The following is an 18364-nucleotide window of genomic DNA, read 5'->3' on the forward strand; positions in this document are numbered from 1 at the left end:
GCCACCTTTATCTATCTAAAATAGTTTAAGTCCTACGTACCAACTATAATTGAAGGATACGCCGGGGTCAAGACGAGAAGACCTCATGCGCAACATGCTTTGGCAGGGTTGTGAACGACATCACACACCATTTTTGAATCCGCATACAACCTCCTCTTGATCTATTAAAACGCCATGCTCCCTCCTTCCCTGATAGAAAGGGTAGCCTCAACTCATGATATTTCATTATCACTCGTTCCATTCATACAAAATGACAATGGTCATCTGACATTCATGACATGTCTTACCAAATCACTCGTGATACCTTCACCTTAGGTGCGGGTATAACAAAAAAACGCCATCCAGCGAAGCACTGGAGGCGTTTATTCTTTTTTCCAACTGTTCAGTGAACTTTGGGAAATCAGTTACAGCTTTGTCTCAACGCGCACAGGCTCTTCGGTCTTCTCCATCTTGTTGACATCCAGAATGTCCAGCATGAAGACAAAGATCGGAATACCAATAATCAAGCCCCAGATACCGAGGAAATGCTGCGATAGAATCAGCACGATAAAGGTGTAAAACATCGGCAGCTTGGTCTTGTGCGCCATCAGCTTCGGATTCAGGAAATATGTTTCCAGCGCATGGATAATGATGATCATAATGATCACGATGATGGCCATCTGCAGTCCACCCATTTGATACCCGATCAGACAGAGTGGCACAAGGGAGATCATAACCCCCGCTACAGGCACCAGACTGAGCAAGAAGACCATAATTGTTAACGCGAACAGGTAAGGGTAACCTAATATCCACAATCCGAGCATCGTCAGCACCGTATTAAACACGGCGATGAGCAACTGTGCTTCAATAACTTTACCGAAAGAAGATACAAATTTATCGCCCAGGTATGCCACTTCATTATAAAACCAGCCGATTTTACTTGTTTTGAACTTGGACGTAAATTTATAGATTTCTTTTTTCTGTAACAGGAAGAACAAGCTCAAAATAATAACCAGCAGGATGAATTCCAGCCATTTGCTCAAGGCAAAGATGTATTTCAGCGCTTCGTTGGTATAATTTTTAATGTCGAAGGACTGCAGATAACCTGCGATCTTGGAGGCAAAATTATCACCATCCGCCGTGTCGAGAAACTTCATAATCTCGTTGGTTAACTGTACAACCTGATCCACAATCCGCGGTGAATATCTGGATATCCCGAGCACAATCCCGGCAATCACGATCATATACAGCAGAATGACCACAACTTTATAGTTGATAGGAAAAAATCGATTCAAACCTCTTGTGATGAGATGCTGCAGCCTGTTCATGACGTAAGTCACCAGGAACAACAGCAGAATCATATGAAGCATACTCCCCATACTGAACAAAATTAAACAGAACAACAGCAGGATCAAAAAACGCCTAACTGTCGCATTATGAAGCCACTCTTTTATCATTTCCCCCAACACCTTCACCTCACAGCTAATTTACCCCTTATGTATACGAAATCATGCCCGCCATCGTTTCAAAAAAGAGAAGCCCCCCGGCTTCTCTCAGTTCATGAGACTTCCCGTTGTCTCTTATGTTAATTTATTCCACGCTTTGAAACAGTCATGCTTATTACTTATCCAATGTTTCGCTCCAGTCGTGCACGATGCTTCCCTCCAGGAATTTTTCACAGTCCATCGCCGCCATACAACCCGATCCTGCCGCTGTAATGGCCTGGCGATATTTTGTATCCTGAACATCACCACAAGCAAACACACCTGGAATATTTGTTTCCGTTGTCCCTGGCTTCACCACAACGTACCCATGGTCATCCAGCGCAATGGCATTACCTAGGAACCCCGTGTTTGGCGTGTGACCAATGGCAACAAACACACCGTCTGCTTCAATCAGCTCTTCTTGTCCCGTTTCATTATTGCGTACTTTCAATCCTTTGACACCTAGTGCTTCAGGAACAACTTCAAGCGGTGTACGGTTCAAAGCCCACTTTACCTTCTCGTTGCTGCGCGCACGGTCCTGCATAATCTTGGATGCACGCAGCTCATCCCGGCGGTGAACCAGTGTAACGTCCGTGGCAAAACGAGTCAAAAAGCTCGCTTCTTCCATGGCGGAGTCGCCGCCGCCCACCACAACGATCTTCTTGCCGCGGAAGAAAAATCCGTCACATGTTGCACATGTACTTACTCCCCGCCCTACGTTTTCCTGCTCACCCGGAATACCGAGATAACGAGCCGAAGCACCCGTGGAGATAATGATGGAGTCTGCTTCCAACTCACCGATACCGCCCACACTTACTTTAAAAGGCTGCTTACTGAAATCAACTTCTTCCACCCAGCCGTTCTTGAATTCAGCGCCAAAACGCTCTGCTTGCTTGCGCATGTTGTCCATCAACTCAGGCCCCATAATACCTTGCGGAAAACCCGGGAAGTTCTCAACTTCTGTAGTCGTCGTCAATTGACCGCCCGGCTGAAGACCTTCAATCACCAGCGGTTTCAGATTCGCACGAGCCAGGTATATCGCTGCTGTCAGACCCGCAGGCCCAGTTCCGATCACAATCGTTCTGTATTTAGACATATAGATACAGCCTCCTTCATCAGGTTGAGATGTGTAATGGTCGCGAATAACTTGCCAAGATGGTATCTACAGGCATTTTGAGACCTATTCGTTAAGTTTACCCGTTTTTCCGGTTAATGTATCCTTCGCTTAGGGACAACCTTGCTTCAAGCTTGAATTTCAACGTTTTACCGAGTCTATATCTCTGAAGCTAGTGATTTGGCGGAGCTGCACTACAAATCTGGTTGAGCTGTCTCGCATATTTGCTTACGGTAGATGCAGATATACCGTAACGTTCAGCGATACTTTGATACGTAACGGGTCGGCTACGGTTTTTGGAAGCCAGATACTCCAGACCTGCAGCCCATCCTTCAATCTGTTTGGAACCAGACAGATCCGGGCATACCCTGGAGACATAGTCTGTCCAGATCCGCTCCATCTCGTGCTGTAGTTCGGCTCTCGCCTCTGACATCTGAAGCGCACGATCAACAACAACCTGCCAATGAGAAGTTGCTCCCGTTTCCGCATGATTCGCCGCGACATCCGCCTTACCCACTTTACGAAGAGATTTCAGAGTCTCCGGAGTGAGTGTTTGGGGTACTTTAGCATCCAATTCATGATGTTCAGCACGTTGCAGATCATGCAAAACGACCTGTGCTGCCTTGACCAGGGTAGACTCTTCACCAGGTTCATTAATGAACAATTGCAGGGCCTGTTGCACCTCGTAATCTCCAATCATGCCAAGCGCATGAATAACCTGCAACTTGGTTGCCTGATCCCCATGACGCAATGCCCAGAAGAACGATGAGCGAATCAACGGATCATTTTTCATCTCTTCCGGAATGCCGTTACCGTAATCCTCCCATTGCTTGAATTGCTCGTCAAAAGGAAGGTGGTAGTGATAGCTTAACTTATTCGGCTCCTGCATACCTTGAAGTACCGCCTCGAGGCCGTCCAAATAATAACGAGCCACCTCGGAACCTGGATCGAGCTTATTCACATGATGCCACAGTCGCTTCGCCATGTCATACCGTTCCGTGTTGAAGGCCGCAACTGCTGCGTAATGCGCCAGTGCCGGATCAGCAGCGGTCTCTTCACCCTTGAGCAACCGACGAAAATGAATATAAGCGGCGTCATGCTGGCCCAGAATCCCCATCGTCGTAGCCAGCTTGTACACCTGTTCGTGCTGGTACGGCACAATCACACGCAGTTTTTTAATCAACAATAGCACTTGATCTGTCCGATTCTCATTCTGGTAAAAGATCGCCAGATTACAAAGTGCGTGCAGATTGCCTGGTTCTTGTTCCAGCACTTCAGCAATGGTTTCTTTCGCTTTGGAGAACAGTCCCATATAATAATAGGCGAGAGCAAGATTGTTACGGGCAGCGAGATAATCCGGATAATCGGGCGACATGCCTTCGAGCAGTTCTGCGGCTTGGGCAAACTTCCCTTCTTCCAGTAACTCACGTGCCTGATCGTGCTCCACAACCCCCTGACGTGACTTGATTCGGTTTAATTTGGCTGGGCGATCCAGCTCATAATGCAAAAGCTCCATCATCTCTTCCGCTTCCGTCATGAACTGCCCCTGCGTGTCTTCCTCTAAATAGGTGACCAGCGCACGTTCGGCTTCCTCAAATTGATCCATGTTGGCATAATTGTTTGCCATATAGAAATAACATTCCGTCATCAACGGGTCAACCTCATCCAGCACATGAGCCAGAATGGCATTGGAAGCCTTATAGTCTCCCTTTTCTGATAAAATACCTGCCATATTACAATGATTCACCGGGTTTTCCGGCTCGTACTCAACAGCTTTACGAAAATATTTCAATGCCTTGTCGACATGATTACGGTCCAGCGAGCGGACAGCTCTTTCAAAAAAGAAAGAAGCATCCAAGTGAATCGGTATAATATTGGCAAGGTGACCCTCGGTCCGCACTAGCTTGCCCTTCATCTCGCAAGGCACCTCCTCTTTGTTTTCATTCATACTCTTCAGTATACCACATCTTTAGGCGCTCTTCGCTATATGTAGTTTCATGTCGTTTATGAAAAAAATACAAAAAATAAAGATGGCATTTCATCCGATTTATGAATGAAACACCATCTTTATTAAAGAGTATCAGCCAGCCGTGTCATCTACTTAAAGAATGAGATTTCCCCTCATACTAGTGACGGAGAAAGCGTTATATCTAATGTTTTATCGAATGGAGTCATGAAATTAACCAGTACAATTTTGCAATTCTCAGGCATTTTGGCTTCACGCACCGTTGCTGCCAGATGTCCCATCTCGCCTCCATCAATCTCAAGCCAATCTTCTCCGCAACTGTAACGTAGCTTGCCGCCTTTCCACAGAATACTACCATCAGTGGTTTCTATGCCATCGCCACAGCTAAGCTCTCCTTCACTTCCAAATACAAAGGATAACTGCATCATGATATCCTGTGGTTCCTCACCGGTCAGATGCATCGTCCAGCCGCGATCTGTCTGCATTACCTCGGCCCCAACACGGAATGTCTGCTCATGTGTAAGTGTACGAGTCTGATGAGGAAGCAAATACCACGGGCTGATGGATGAGGAAGCTGTGGCTGGTAGATCAGCCGAAGGAACAGGACCGTAATAGCCTTTCTTCTGTTCCCCAGTCAATCGATATCCCTGAGGCAGCCGCGTCATATTTTGCATCGGTACATATCCCGGATTGAAGTAAGACGCTAACTGAACCGCGAGCAGACGTACCTCACCGTGACGAAGTGCAAAAAATGGAGCTACCTCTGTCATGACAGTTACACTGGTCTCTCCATCACGGATTCGGGCGACAGGAGCGCCAAAATCCGTATGCATGCGGCTGTGCGAGATTCGTCCATGATGGCCTACGTTCTCCATTTGGCTCACATAACGTTCCCGTCCAAAATGCTCATTCATCATCACTTCATATTGACTCGGGAGCGCATCCGTTGTTCCAGTGGTCTGTTGAAGCTCAGGCTCCAGCAACAATCGCACAAGAGCATTCACCGAACACACGCCTGGATCTGTCAAATCGCTGTCTGCCCAAGCAGCCATACCTGCAAAAATCGGATCTTGATCCAGTTTGGCCATAATTGCATAGGGCAAATAATAGGATGACAAGCCATGTTTACTGCCCAGATCCTGGCGGCCTGAATAATCGGTCACAATTTCACCTGTAGGATGTACGAGATATACCATCATGCGAAGGTTCAAACGTACTGGCTCCAGCAATTCAGGACGGTTCAACAACCGCGCGGCATGAATCAACATAATATCACTCACCGCATTGTAGATCCCGTTGCTTCGTTCGGTCCACTCCCCATCAGGGGTAATATCAATCCCTTCTGCCAGCCATTGCTCCGCACGTTGCACCGCTTCCTCTATACCAAAGATCTCATGCAGAAACCCAAGTGCGGCACACAAAACCCAGCGGTGGTTTGGTGTGTGACAGCCTCCCGTTAACATGACTGGAATCGTCCGTTCCAGAAACAGTCGCATATTATCAAGCACAGGCTTCAGTGGTGCCCAATCCTGTTGGTTCAAAAGTTGATATAACTGCGAATACCCTACGACAACAAAAGCAGTATCTGGCGGAGAATGATAGTTGGTCCAACCAGGTGATATCGATCCATCACTGTGCTGATGACGGAGCACAAACTCACTCGCTAGCCGAAGTCTCTCTAACAGAGCCTCGTCACGATAATATGTTGAATCCGGATTAGAAAGAGCCGCTCCCCAAAAACACATATCTGTAGGTGTTCCCGTCGTATGGTTAACCCAAGCCACACCTGAAAAAGGATCAATTGTTCCACCATAGTAACGACTTTCCGGATCAAGAACCTGCCGCTCTACACCTCGTTCAGTGGCTCTGTCATTACTTTCTACCATTTCTCTATACATCTACATTCCCCCTCCGTCCCATCCATCAATAGCGTCAACTCATACAAATCCAGTCCTATTTAAAAGATAAGATCAGCAGGCTGTGCGCTTAACAGCCCAAGCCAACCGATCTTATCACTTTGTCTAAACTATGCTTCCAAACTCGCAAGTTTCTGCATCAGCAAATCATGACTTTCGTGAATTGCTTCCGGTTCACAAGCTGACTTCAGTTCATATACCTTCACCTGTGCTTTACGGATCATAGGGAGGTACGCATCATAAAAGTGCATATCCTTACTGTGCACATATGGGCACCAATGATCAGATAATCCCAGCGTTTCATGGATATGAACACCTACGATATCATCCATGAGCCCCTGCATCTCACCAACACTGTCGTAAAGTCCCAATCGATCCATCATAATCGCATGCCCTGTATCGTACCAGATGCCTACCGGAGCTCCTTTAAGAGCCTGAATGATCGTCTTCGCTTCGGCAAGTGTAGGAATTTGTTGCGGTCTGGAGCGAGTTTCGATCCCAAAACGGACATCCAGTCCCTTGGATACCGCCCGGTTGCAAACTTCATCCAGACTGATGATAATTTTCTCAATATACCCTGCACTCAGGGCATCCCGCCGCTCCATGAACTCCGCCCATTTGCTCTGATAATGCGGAGAGTCCGTGCCTTCCTCCCTGTAAAGCTTCTCCAGGTCCTTGCTGACATCATGCGGAAAGGGCACCTCACCTGGGTGCACAACGACTGCCTCTCCTCCATAACGATGTGCATATTCAGCCGATTCGACCAGCAGATCAATCGCCCGCTTGCGCTTCGCTTCATCCTCAAAGCCAAGCAACACGGAATCCGTCCCATAGTCAGGATCAGGATCATGAGGGAAGGTATTGTGTACACTGGACACTCCGATCTCTCCGCGCTCGATCATCGGCTCAATCGTTGCGAGCATTTCCTTTGTTACGTTATAGTTAAGTTCTACCCGGCGAAAGCCGAGCTCTGCGATCTCCCGAATCATGTCCTCACCTACAGGATGTCTCCTGATATTCCAGCATGTCGAGAATGAGTATTCTCCCTTGTCTCTTCCCTGCATATACTATTCCTTCTCCTTCCCCGATTGTGATGTTTGCGTGTATGGGGACTACGAATTAACCTTTAATTGCTCCTTGCATTGCGCCACTAACAAAATACTTTTGTAACCATGGATATACGAGCAGGATCGGTACTGTTGCAAAGACAACCGCTGCAGCTTTAAGACTCTCTGGTGTTAATCTTGTACGGCTAGCACCCTCCAGCAATGTGAGGTCAGTTATCATGTTGTTCTGCACCATTTGAAAGAGCTTTAATTGCAAAGGATATAACTTCGGATCTGTGATGTACATCAGGGAATCCTGGAAACCATTCCACCGTCCAACCGCATAGAACAGACCAAGTGTAGCAAGTACCGGCATAGACAGCGGCAAAATGATTTTGAAGAGCGTGTGCACATGAGAGCTTCCATCAATCTCGGCGGACTCTTCTAGGCTATCCGGTATTCCGCGGAAGAAGGAGATCAGGATAATCAAGTTAAATGGACTAACCAACCCTGGTAAAATCAATGCCCAAACCGAGTTCATCAAATGCAGGTCACGAATCAACAAATACTCAGGAATAATCCCGCCGCTGAAGAACATCGTAATAATAATGATGTACATAAACAGCTTGCGGCCCTTTAAATTTTTCTTCGTCAAAGGATACGCTGCAGCAATGGTAAACAACAGACAGAGTACCGTTGTTGCAATCGTAAGAAGCGCTGTAAATCCTAGTGAATACAACATGGAGTTATCCGAAAATACTTGACCATATGCATCCCAAGAGAACTCTTTTGGAAAAATCGTTACTTCACCTGACGTTATGGCCCGGTTTGAACTAAGTGATATCGCAATCGTGTGTAAGAACGGAGCAAGACAGAACAGTACAAACAATGAAATAAAGGTGACATTGACAATGTCAAAAATCCGGTTCGAGGTGCGGTCACTCATCTTTGCACAACTCCTTTACTGATGGTCTATACGTACAACAAGTCACTTGACGTACATTTCACTATTGTTCTGGAATTAGAGAATTCCTTCACCTGTTGTTTTCTTCGAGAGATAGTTGGAACCGAGAACAAAGATCAATCCGACAACCGCCTGGAATAAGCCGACAACGGTTGCAAGTGTGTATTGTCCAGACTGTAGACCAACTCTGTATACAAAGGTACTAAGTACATCGGAATATTCACGAACAGCCGTATTACCAATAACATAAGGCCGGTCAAAACCGATGCTGACCATATTTCCAAGGTTAAGAATAAGCAAGGTAACAATCGTTGGTTTAATACTTGGCAATGTAATATGCCAGATTCTCTTCAGCCGCGTTGCACCATCAATCTCAGCTGCCTCAAACAACTCCTTGTTCACGCCGGTTAATGCAGCCAGATATAAGATGGTTCCCCACCCAGCGCTTTGCCACACACCTGTGAACAGGTAAGTAACAAGCCATGGATTTTTTTCTGTCAAAAACGGGACGGAATCAAATCCCATGCTCTGCAGTAGACCGTTTACCATACCGGATTGATTGCCAAACAATTGGTACACAATCCCTCCGATGATAACCCAAGAGATAAAGTGAGGAATGTACAGAATGGTTTGTGAGATTTTCTTAAACCATTTGAATCTTACCTCATAGAGCATAATGGCCAGAATAATTGGAGCAGGGAATGAAACGATCAGATCAAGAAAATTCAGCATAAACGTATTGCGTAATGTGGTGTAGAAATCGGGCATTGCAAATACCTCGCGAAAAGCATCGAAACCGATCCATTCACTACCGTTGATACCCTGAAACAGGTTAAAATCTTTAAAGGCGATCTGGACACCGTACATCGGTCCGTAACGGAAGATTAAAAAGTAGATTATAGGCAGAGAAATCAATGCGTATAATTGCCAATATCTTTTCAAATATGTGAGGTTCAAGACGGTTTCCCCCTATCATAAGAAACGTTTGTGCCGCCTATCCGGCGGCACACGTTCTTTCTAATTCGAAACAGTTGTATGGTTATTTTAATATTATCCAAGCGTACTAGGTCTTACTTTCCACCCATACTCTGCAAAGCTTCTTCCAGCTCTTTCTTCAAATCGTTACCGCCCAAGGACATGTAATCAGCCATTTCCTTTTCATACACAGACTCGAAATCAGCTGGTTTTGCCATAGCGGTTTTTACGATAATGACATCAAGCTTGTCATTAAGTGTGGTTCCATACTTCATCTCGGCAGCAATCGGTTTATCAAAGATGATTGGTCCTACTGTATCTGTGTTTGCAATCTCAAGAGATTGCTTCAACAGCTCTTGGTTATTTTTAGGGTAACCCAGAATCCATGCTTTTTCGTTTGTAGCTTGATCTCCGATGTTTTTACCGTTGGAGATAATTGCAAAATCATTTGCGTTATAAAAACGATCTGCTGCTTCTTGAGCTGTATCTTCTTTTGCAACCGGGATACCGTCTACCAGATCATAGTTCTCGCCTTTCACACCGCTGATGATATCCATCAGATTGTTGTCAGACGCCATCCAATCCAGGTATTTAACTGCTTCCACGGCACGCTCACTGCTTTTCGGAATCATAATGAACAAACCATTTGAACCATAACGTGACTTGATGTGTTTGTTATCTGCGTTCGGGTTAGTGTACGCATCTAGTGGCAGAACTTTGCCGTCGCTTACATTTTTACGCATGAGATCCATTGTAGCCTCTTTACCGAACATAGCATCAGCATCTTCAGACCAGAAGCCTACATTACCATTTTGAATATCTTTATTCAGTTGCGTTTTGTCTTTATCCAAACTGAAATCTTTACTGATCAGACCTTCATTGTAAAGTTTATTCAGGAATTGCATGGACTCTTTGAATCCCTCGTGGAGCGGCAATTCATAACGTTGGCCGTATGTCTTGTCGCCACTTACAGGTTTGATAAAGGAATAGATCAGTGTCTCATACTGAGCTGGTGCAAGCGCAAAGCCCATAGGGATGTTTTTGCTTCCTCGGTTCGCCGGATCTTTTTCCTTGAATGCTTTCAATGTTGTGTACAACTCATCCGTCGTCTTAGGTGCTGGCATTCCAAGCTTATCTAACCAATCTTGACGGATATAAGAACTGTAACGGCCTGTGATGGCGCGTTTACCCGGAATAGCAAACTGCTTTCCTTCTAATTGTCCAAACTTTAGAGTATCTTCACCCAGGAATTTCTTCAGATTCGGTCCATACTGATTAATCAGATCACCTACATCTGTAAGACCTCCCTGCTGTGCATAACGGTAAAACACAGTAGAGTCGTAAACAAAGACAACATCTGGAACATCTGAGGCACTTGCCATCAGGACGTTCAGCTTCGTCACTTCCTCGGAACGTTGAACAGGAACAAATTGTACATCAATGTTGTTGGGATCGCCGAACTTCTCTTGAATCATCTTTGTGAGATAGCTGTTCGTGATCGTGTAAGGCGATGGGGTGTTACCACGGTCGAAAAGCTCCACCTTTAATGTGACGCGTTTTCCATCACCAGCTGCTCCGCCCTCTGCTGATTTGTTGTCTGAAGATCCGCACCCCGCAAGTAGTGAGACACCCATTACTGCTGTAAGTGCCAAACCCATTAACTTCTTTAGACTCCCTTTTCTTGTCATTCTGTTCATCCCCTTTGGCTTTACGTGAATGTTTTAAAGCTTGCTCTGAGTATTCCATACTATTGTGATCCCAGACAACTGACTAAATTCGGGTACATCAGTAAAAGAGTTTCGGTTTGCCTCCTACGCTTATTTTCGCAGACTGCCAAAATGCCCGAAAACCTTATGGTATCAGGCTTTAACAGCACTCTTCTACTCTTTATGTGTAAGGTATAGATAAACCATTTTCCCACACTGACTAAATTCGTAAATAACATGCCGATGTAATGGTGGAACATCTTCTGACATGGTGATGAAAGTATCATGTATATTTCAAAATTTTTCAAGCGCTTTCATTTTTGGCGATGTCAAATAAACAAAATAAGGTGAATCATTGCATGTGATATCTCCATAGATTCTGGAGACTCGTTGCAATAATTCACCCTGAATTTAGAAAACCTCTCTTTTGTCATGTAGGAAAAACTAACACAATCATTCGTTTTAACTCCTAGAATTTTGACCAAACTCACTCATCCGCTATCTTTGGATCTTTCTTCATCCGACGATAATCTCCAGGAGTAATCCCTGTGACCCGCTTGAACACACGACCGAGTGTAATCCCGTTCGCATAACCGACCTTCAAAGCAATATCCTGTAAGGAATAATCTGTTTCTAGCAACAACTTCTCTGTTTCTTTCATCCTAAGGTCGGTCACAAAGTCAACAAATTTCATGTTGAATTCGGTCTTAAACAAATAGCTGGCATGCTTTCCGGAAATCTGAAAACGGTCACTCAGATGTTTAAGCGACAGATCTGGATTGGTGAACTGCTCCTCGATATACTTTTTCATTTCATTAACCATCGCTTTGTAGCTCTTCGTTTCCGTAACCGCAACGTATGTCCGGAACAGATCGGTAAGACTATCGAATAACAGCACCTTAACATCATCCAGCGACTCTGCTTCTTCCATCGCTTTCAGCCAATTGTTGATGTTTTCTTCAGACAGCTCTTTCTGTAACCCTTCCGACATCATAGAAACTTCGCGGCTGAGCATTTGGAGCATCGCCTGAATCAGGGAACGGATCTCATCATCTGGCAGTTTATTTCGCTCAAACTCCTTAAAGATATCCTCCAATTGCTCTCTCCACTGTCCGCTCGACATTCTGAACCGTTTGACAAAGTCTGCAATCATCTGCAAATACGTGTAGGTCTCCAGCAATGGATGCTGCATCTCGCTTGCCTCTGCTTCACCCACATCACCATTCATCAGCAGCTTACGCTGCATCACCGCTTCAGCGGCTGTAAACGATTGATGGATCGCCCCAATTCCTTCTGCAACAGGTCCAATGCCAAAGCTGAGGGAAATTCGCAGATTCTGCTCTACCCAGGATTTACATTCCTCAGCAACCAATCGGATCTGTTTGGCTAAATCCTGCCCCTGCTGCGTTTCTTCCTTCGAAAAGAAAAGAATAGCAATCCGATCTGCACTGATCCATTCTGTCCAGCATTGGACTTTCGTATCCCGAGAAAGCTCCTGTAGTACATTCATCAGGGCAAACTTAAGTGTGTTTTGTTCACCTCTGGTAAACTTCTCCTGAAACCCCTTCTCATAGCGGTTAATATCCCCAACGACCACAATAAAACGGGAAGCCTCATGGGCTCCATCAAATGGAGATACCTCGTACAGTTGCCCAGCTGCATTATCCACGTGCTCACCTTGAAGCAAAGCGCTAAACAGCTTACTCCGCTGCATAAGCACATTTTCACGACTCTTTTTATCATAATCCATCATATGATTGATCAGATTTTCAAGTACACCATCAATCATCTTCATCTCATCCATACGAGCACCGGATTGTTCAAACGCCTTGATCTGTTGAGATTCAATCCGATTCATGATGATTTGAATTGGCTTGTAGTTCCGCCGGGTCACATACACGATATAGATAATTGCACAGATTACCGTCAAGATTGCAATGACTACCCAGACATAAGAAACAACAGACACCCAACCAAACAAATTACCTGCTTTGATGCCGCTAGTAAGTGTCCATCCCAATCGTTGCAAAGGTAGTTCGTTTAACTTGGTACCTTCGAGTGCACTCTCCTTATCGGAATGCGCATTATAGATAACCCTGCCCTCCTGATCGGTTATCGTCAAGAAGGAGAGCTTTCCATTGACCATGCTATCGACACTCTGCTTGATACTGCTCATCTTGATATTGATGACCAACACACCTTCTGAGCCAAAAGGCAGTGGCATTTCTTTATTTACCGTTAACACTTGGACAGGGGTCCTTTGGAATTCTTCCGGTTCCATCTCTCGGACATGCTGCCAGCCTTGACCCGTTGCTCCGCTTAGAATTCGATCGATCCATGCCTTATCCGAGAAGCTTCCTACGTCTCTTGAACCGCTTAGCGTTATAACCCGTTGATGCTCCTTGTCATATAAATATATGGACTGAATCCATGAAGAAGAATTAATCATTTCACGTAAGTTTTGGGCTATGGTATATACCGTATCCGAATTGTTTGGATTATTTTCGCTAAAATAAAGCCTGTACGCTGGCTCATACTGCACTTTCTCTGTCACAGCCAGTTCAATATCCCGAATCGTATGATCCAGCGTAGTCGCAAGATAACTGGAAGATATCTGATCAGCCTTCCGGGTTTCTTCTTTGGAAATATCATTAATAAAGACAAAAGCACTAAAAATGAGTATCGTCATCGTAAAGAAAAATATAGGAAAATACGAAAAGAGTAATCGGTAATACCACGTGCGCGACAATAGACCCCACTCCTCACTCCACGATGTCAGTATCCTACAGCCGTGGTTCTACTGTTTAGTATCCGTAACAAATTCATTCCAGATGCATCTAAAATAAAAACGCTATCATTTCTATATATTTATAGTTATTATATCACAAGCGATCACACAGCAAACACAGAATTGAATAGGTGGGGCCAAAACAAAAATACCGCGCTGAGCAGATTGCACTCAGACACGGAACATGAAAAAAAGATTGGGTTGAATGTACCCGTATATCGTACGAAAAAATCAAATACCGGAATCCTTAAACAGTGTGGCCATAGAGCCGCCATCAACAATAATGCGGATAGCTCGTGAGAGCATTGGCGCAACGGGTAATACTTTAAAACAATCCGGGTGATCCTCCGGCAACGCAATGGAGTCTGTTACCACAACCTCCGTAATGGATGGATGATTTAGTTTGCTTACTGCTCCATCCGAGAACAAGCCATGAGTTGCGCAAACATATGCATTCTCTGCACCGCGTTCCTTCAAACCTTCCACTACATTCACAATCGTTGTACCCGTATCGATCAGATCCTCGATAATAATCGGTGTTCGTCCCTCAACGTCACCAATGACATGTGTGATGATCGATTCATTATGACTTGGACGTTTCTTGATCATAATGGCAAAAGGTGAATCCAGACGATTCGCCAGCTTCTCCGCCATCGATGCCCGTCCTGCATCAGGAGAAACCACAACCGGGTTTTTGATCTCTTTGCTAAGCAGGTATTCGCTGATTAAGTCCAGTGACGTCATGTGATCCACTGGAATGTTGAAGAATCCCTGAATTGCAGCCGCATGCAGGTCAATTGTAACCACCCGGCTTGCTCCCGCTGTCGTTAATACATCTGCAACCATCTTGGCCGAGATGGGCTCACGTGGAGCCGACTTCCGTTCTTGACGGGCATAACCGTAATACGGAACGATAATATTTACCGTGCGCGCTGAAGCTCGTTTTGCCGCATCAATCATAACAAGCAACTCGACAAACAGTTCATTGATTGGATGAGACAAAGACTGTATCAAAAACACATCACAATTGCGGATTGTTTCTTCGTAATGAACGTATATTTCTCCGCTCTTGAACCGGGACAGTTTAATCTTACCCAGTTGTACTCCCAGCTTGTCACAGACCTGCTCTGCAAGCTTAGGGTTAGATGAACCGGAAAAAATACGTAACGAATGCTGCATAATGCCCTCCCGCGGGTTTATCCCCGATCATAATTCCTTGTATAGTTAAGTTGGAAAATCCAACTCGTATAAAAGGTTATTTTACCCTTATTATACTCCACTGTTGTCTACATTTAAAGGAATGAACGAACGCTGGCGGCCTTCAAACACAGCTACTTGCTTACAGCCGAGCTCATGTAGAAGTGCCTCCGCTTCAGGCAAATGATCTCCTAGTTTCAGTGGGTCATGTGCATCCGAGCCCAATGTAAGGGGAATGCCCAGACGAATTGCTTCTGTCAGCATTCTCTGGCTTGGAAACATCTCTGCACATGGCTTGGACAAGCCTGATGCATTCAGTTCCATAGCACAGCCACTTTTTGCAATAGCTTGCAGGGCCGCATCCTCCAGTGCAATGCGTTCCTCCTTTTGCTCAGGTGAAGGCTCATATCCAAAACGTTTGATCACGTCCGCATGTCCAATAATATCATACATCCGTGTTGCCGCCGCCTTGCTTACAGCATCATAATATTGACGGTACACTTCAAGAATATCCTTGCCTTCCCAATGATGGGTCTGCCGGAAATCAGTAATATCCCACTCCCCAAGGAAATGCACAGAGCCGATCACATAATCCCATGGATAACGTTCAATGATCGAGCGAATTTGTGATTCAAAGCCTTCAATATAATCCCCTTCAAGCCCGACACGGACATCAATCTGCCCGCGGTACCGTTCCTTCAAAGTGAAACATTCCTCGACATATCGTGGCAGTTCATCCATAGGCATAGCCATCTCCGGATAATATTGAGCGGGATCTACATGCAATAGCGGCATATGATCGGAAAGCCCAATCTGGGACAAACCGATCTCTATCCCGCGCTGTACGTATTCTTCAAGCTTGCCAACAGCATGTCCGCAACGTTCATGGTGGGTATGGTAGTCTATGCGCATGCAGTGTTCGCCTCCTAGTCGCGGCGCGGCCGTTCATGGCGGCGACTCAGTTCAGACATGATGTCATCCAGCGGCAACTTTCGCTCTTGGAGCAATACGAGCAAGTGATACATCAGGTCACTGACTTCAAGACGCAGCTCGTCATTGTCTTTATTTTTTGCAGCAATAATCGTCTCGGAAGCTTCCTCACCGATCTTTTTCAGGATTTTATCGACACCTTTATCAAACAGATACGTGGTATACGCACCTTCTGGGCGTTCGCGCTCACGCTCAGCAATGACGGATTCCAGTTCAGCCAGAACCTCAAATCGGCTTTCCGCGTTAGAGGGAGAGATCGTGCCGGAGTCTGCAGCGCTTCCTGTTTCTTTTTGGGTATCTTGTTCCGTTTCATTTGATGACAACCCGATAATTTCATTGTGAAAACAGGTCACCGCACCTGTATGACATGCCGGCCCCTTCGGTTTCACTTCAACCAGCAATGTATCGCCGTCACAGTCATATTTTAAGGAAACGATCTTCTGTACATTACCCGAAGTCGCTCCTTTATTCCATAGCTCCTGACGCGAACGTGACCAGAACCAAGTCTCACCGGATTCAAGTGATAACTTGAGGGATTCACGGTTCATATAGGCCATCATTAATACTTCACGGGTATCTACATCCTGTACAATCGCAGGAACCAATCCTTCATCCCAGCGGATGTGCTCCACAACTTGCTCCAAGGAGAGCTGTTCCTTGATTTCATCACTCACTTTAGTCACGGATTTCCACCCCTTGTTCTCTTAATTGTTGTTTTAATGCCGGTACGCCAATTTCTTTATAGTGAAAAATGGTTGCAGCCAGGCCTGCGTCCGCTTTGCCTGTTGTGAATACATCATAGAAGTGGGATTCCTTGCCTGCACCGCCTGATGCAATAACAGGAATGCTCACCGACTCCGAAACGGCTGCGGTCAGCTTCAGATCAAAACCGTCCTTTGTACCATCTGCATCCATACTGGTTAACAGAATTTCGCCTGCACCCAGTTCTTCGGCTTGTTTAACCCACTCCAGTGCTTTGATGCCAGATGGTTTCCGTCCGCCGTGGGTGTACACTTCCCACTCACCCCAAGCCTCGTTATATTTGGCATCAATAGCCACCACGATACATTGCGAGCCAAAGCGGCGTGCGCCATCCGCAATGATCTGTGGATTAAGTACGGCTGCTGTATTAACCGCGATTTTGTCCGCACCTGCACGCAAAATTCGCTTCATGTCCTCCACTTTGGAGATCCCGCCACCTACCGTAAACGGAATGGCAATTTCGCCTGCTGTCTGTCTTACGACTTCCTCCATCGTTTCACGGCCCTCCACCGATGCGGAGATATCGAGAAATACGAGTTCGTCCGCGCCTTCGCGGTCGTACAGTGCCGCCAGCTCTACCGGATCACCCGCATCGCGGAGATTGACGAAGTTCACGCCTTTAACGACCCGGCCGTCCTTCACGTCCAGACAGGGAATGATTCTTTTTGCCAGCATACTGTTTCTTCCTCTCTACTCGATTATCCGTTCTTGTTAACCAAACTCACCGCGTCAGCAAGATCAATACTGCCCGTATACAAAGCTTTACCTACAATGGCTCCGCCAACACCGTCATCTGCATGACGACTCAAACGAAGCAGGTCATCCATTACACTAACACCGCCAGAAGCAATAACTGTCCGTCCGCTCGCTTTGGCAAGAGAAACGATCGCCTCAACATTCGGTCCCTGCATCATACCGTCACGGGAAATGTCCGTAAAGATAAACGTTTCCGCTCCATAAGCAGCAAGTTCCTTCGCGAGCACTTCAGCCTGTACCTCAGAGGTTTCAAGCCATCCACGAGTGGCAACATATCCGCCCCGCGCATCGATACCAATCGCTACTTTATCTCCGTAACGTCCCAATACTTCTTCTGTAAAGGCACGATCCTCAATCGCCGCTGTGCCGATAATTAATCGGCTAACACCCAGTCCCAATAAACGCTCAACGTCAGTGACTGTACGAAGCCCGCCGCCAACCTGCACAGGTACATTCACTGCGGATGCAATGCGTCCAATCAGCTCATCGTTAACCGGGTGTCCTGCTTTGGCACCATCCAGATCCACCAGATGAACGTATGTACCGCCTTGCTTTTCCCAGTTAAGCGCAACCTGAACCGGGTCATCGTTGTACACGGTCTCTTGATTATAATCTCCCTGCACCAGTCTTACACATTTGCCGTCCCGGATATCGATTGCCGGGTATAAGATAAAAGATGACATACAAGTCCTCCTAAGTGTAGATTCGATTGAGATTCGGT

At 45.9% G+C, this 18364-nt stretch carries 14 protein-coding genes; all 14 read right to left on the bottom strand.

The genetic code is table 11. The features are described 5' to 3' along the window. Nucleotides 1-404 precede the first annotated feature (404 nt). Nucleotides 405-1436, bottom strand: coding sequence for an AI-2E family transporter (locus ABIE27_RS25055; RefSeq protein ID WP_123066168.1), 1032 nt, complete (start codon nucleotides 1434-1436; stop codon nucleotides 405-407). Nucleotides 1437-1599: 163 nt separating this feature from the next. Beyond that, on the bottom strand, nucleotides 1600-2559 hold the full coding sequence (gene trxB, locus ABIE27_RS25060) for a thioredoxin-disulfide reductase (protein WP_123066167.1): 960 nt from the start codon (nucleotides 2557-2559) through the stop codon (nucleotides 1600-1602). A gap of 190 nt (nucleotides 2560-2749) precedes the next feature. Further along, nucleotides 2750-4492 carry a tetratricopeptide repeat protein gene (locus tag ABIE27_RS25065; protein WP_429351810.1) on the bottom strand — a complete coding sequence of 581 codons (1743 nt, stop codon included), beginning with the start codon at nucleotides 4490-4492 and terminating at the stop codon, nucleotides 2750-2752. Nucleotides 4493-4698: 206 nt separating this feature from the next. Further along, nucleotides 4699-6441: a hypothetical protein gene (locus ABIE27_RS25070; RefSeq protein ID WP_429351811.1), complete on the bottom strand. Its 1743-nt coding sequence runs from the start codon at nucleotides 6439-6441 to the stop codon at nucleotides 4699-4701. A 128-nt stretch (nucleotides 6442-6569) separates the two neighbouring features. Continuing rightward, nucleotides 6570-7523: a sugar phosphate isomerase/epimerase family protein gene (locus ABIE27_RS25075; RefSeq protein WP_429351812.1), complete on the bottom strand. Its 954-nt coding sequence runs from the start codon at nucleotides 7521-7523 to the stop codon at nucleotides 6570-6572. 55 nt (nucleotides 7524-7578) lie between these two features. Next, a complete protein-coding gene (locus ABIE27_RS25080) occupies nucleotides 7579-8451 on the bottom strand; it encodes a carbohydrate ABC transporter permease (RefSeq protein ID WP_123066161.1) in 873 nt (290 codons plus the stop codon). A 75-nt stretch (nucleotides 8452-8526) separates the two neighbouring features. Beyond that, nucleotides 8527-9426: an ABC transporter permease gene (locus ABIE27_RS25085; protein ID WP_123066160.1), complete on the bottom strand. Its 900-nt coding sequence runs from the start codon at nucleotides 9424-9426 to the stop codon at nucleotides 8527-8529. A 113-nt stretch (nucleotides 9427-9539) separates the two neighbouring features. Continuing rightward, nucleotides 9540-11141, bottom strand: coding sequence for an extracellular solute-binding protein (locus tag ABIE27_RS25090; protein WP_123066159.1), 1602 nt, complete (start codon nucleotides 11139-11141; stop codon nucleotides 9540-9542). 496 nt (nucleotides 11142-11637) lie between these two features. Beyond that, the gene (locus tag ABIE27_RS25095; protein WP_429351813.1) at nucleotides 11638-13899 is read right to left on the bottom strand and encodes a helix-turn-helix domain-containing protein; all 2262 of its coding nucleotides are present in this window, start codon (nucleotides 13897-13899) and stop codon (nucleotides 11638-11640) included. Nucleotides 13900-14169: 270 nt separating this feature from the next. Then, on the bottom strand, nucleotides 14170-15117 hold the full coding sequence (locus ABIE27_RS25100) for a ribose-phosphate diphosphokinase (protein ID WP_090924777.1): 948 nt from the start codon (nucleotides 15115-15117) through the stop codon (nucleotides 14170-14172). A gap of 90 nt (nucleotides 15118-15207) precedes the next feature. Beyond that, nucleotides 15208-16047 carry a histidinol-phosphatase HisJ gene (hisJ, locus tag ABIE27_RS25105; protein WP_123066157.1) on the bottom strand — a complete coding sequence of 280 codons (840 nt, stop codon included), beginning with the start codon at nucleotides 16045-16047 and terminating at the stop codon, nucleotides 15208-15210. 14 nt (nucleotides 16048-16061) lie between these two features. Beyond that, nucleotides 16062-16799 carry a bifunctional phosphoribosyl-AMP cyclohydrolase/phosphoribosyl-ATP diphosphatase HisIE gene (gene hisIE / locus ABIE27_RS25110; protein ID WP_123066255.1) on the bottom strand — a complete coding sequence of 246 codons (738 nt, stop codon included), beginning with the start codon at nucleotides 16797-16799 and terminating at the stop codon, nucleotides 16062-16064. A gap of 1 nt (nucleotide 16800) precedes the next feature. After that, nucleotides 16801-17562 (bottom strand): imidazole glycerol phosphate synthase subunit HisF, encoded by a 762-nt coding sequence (hisF, locus tag ABIE27_RS25115; RefSeq protein ID WP_123066156.1) that lies wholly within the window; start codon nucleotides 17560-17562, stop codon nucleotides 16801-16803. A 23-nt stretch (nucleotides 17563-17585) separates the two neighbouring features. After that, the gene (gene hisA / locus ABIE27_RS25120) at nucleotides 17586-18326 is read right to left on the bottom strand and encodes a 1-(5-phosphoribosyl)-5-[(5-phosphoribosylamino)methylideneamino]imidazole-4-carboxamide isomerase (RefSeq protein WP_123066155.1); all 741 of its coding nucleotides are present in this window, start codon (nucleotides 18324-18326) and stop codon (nucleotides 17586-17588) included. Nucleotides 18327-18364 lie beyond the last annotated feature (38 nt).

The organism is Paenibacillus sp. 4624 (assembly GCF_050435065.1).
In the GTDB taxonomy this organism is placed as follows: domain Bacteria; phylum Bacillota; class Bacilli; order Paenibacillales; family Paenibacillaceae; genus Paenibacillus; species Paenibacillus amylolyticus_D.